The organism is Microvirga aerophila, from assembly GCF_003332305.1.
Lineage (GTDB): Bacteria > Pseudomonadota > Alphaproteobacteria > Rhizobiales > Beijerinckiaceae > Microvirga > Microvirga aerophila.
Window position 1 is genome coordinate 1 of the sequence record NZ_QOIO01000181.1, and the last position, 1153, is coordinate 1153.

Genomic DNA, 1153 nt, shown 5'->3' on the forward strand with positions numbered 1-1153 from the left:
GCTAAGTAGGTCGCCAAAAGTTCTGCAACAGCTTTCTGAGCCAGAAGTGTTTGGAGGCCATGCCGGCCTTACGAAACGCTTGTTGCGGCGTCAGCGTCAGAACCCAGGTTGCGGCCGTGGCGGCTAGGGCGTCAATGGAGGCCGCCTGTCGGTTGGCCGCGACCGGCCGCTTGAGTTCACGCCAGAGCTGATCCATCGGGCTCAGTTCCGGCGCTTGCCGAGGCAGCCACACGAAGCGGATGCGCAGCCGGGCTGCCAGCGCTTGGGTTTGCGGGGCGGTGTGGGCGCTCGCCCGGTCGGTCAGCAGCCAGATCCAGCCGGCGCGGCGGTACCGACGCCGCAGCGTGCGCAGGAACGCCCGGGCATCGGCCTGACTGGCGTGGGAGCGGATCAGCACCACCCGGCGCGCGCTTCGCAGGTCGATCGCCCTAAACAGTACCCGCTTGGCATTGCGGCCGGTGATCGGCACAACCGCCTGAGTCCCCTCAAGCACCCAGGTCGCGCACAGCGGTGGAAACAGCCGCAACAGCGTCCAATCGAGGCACAGCAGCCGATCGCCCCTATGCCAACCCCCCTTCAGACGCCGGATGATGCCCCCTTTTTCTGCGGCAGATGATCCGCCCGCTCGACATAGACATAGCGCGGGCGCTTCCAGCGGTAGCCTGCCTCGTGTAGCCGGCGCCGCAGGGTCCGGGGGCTGACGGCGAGGCCCTTCGCGGCCAGGTCGTGCGCCAGCAGCGGCACCGTCCAAGTTGTGGCCTGGTAGCCGCAGCGGCGCGGGTCGCGTGCTAGGGCCGCCGCCAGCCGCCGCGGCGTGAGGGTGTGATGAAGGCGCGGACGCCCACTGCGCGGCCGGTCGATCAGTGCCGTGGTCTGGTGCTCGGCCCTGTACTGCACCAGCCAGCGGTGCACGCTGGAGCGGTCAACCCGGCAGCGGCGGGCCGCCTCAGCCATAGAATGGCCCTCGGCCACCAACAGCAGCGCCTCGAGGCGGCGATACACCCGCGCCTCACGGGCGCCCGCAAGCGCTGCGGCAAGCGGCTTGCGATCCGCCTCGCCAAGCCACGTCCCGGAAGAGTGATCATGTCGTTGCATGCTCCCCAGAGAACAACCGCAGCGCTCGCGTTGCAAAACTTATGGCGGCCTACTTAGA

At 68.5% G+C, this 1153-nt stretch carries 2 protein-coding genes; both read right to left on the reverse strand.

The genetic code is table 11. From position 1 onward, the window contains the following. Position 1: 1 nt before the first annotated feature. Positions 2-655: a transposase gene (locus DRB19_RS29645; protein WP_276330648.1), complete on the reverse strand. Its 654-nt coding sequence runs from the start codon at positions 653-655 to the stop codon at positions 2-4. Then, positions 577-1095: a helix-turn-helix domain-containing protein gene (locus DRB19_RS29650; protein WP_245439937.1), complete on the reverse strand. Its 519-nt coding sequence runs from the start codon at positions 1093-1095 to the stop codon at positions 577-579. The genes DRB19_RS29645 and DRB19_RS29650 overlap by 79 nt, the downstream gene beginning before the upstream one ends. Positions 1096-1153 lie beyond the last annotated feature (58 nt).

Coding starts and splice junctions, on each gene's coding strand:
- DRB19_RS29650 (WP_245439937.1), bottom strand. CDS start 1,095: ATGCAACGACATGATCACTCTTCCGGGACGTGGCTTGGCGAGGCGGAT.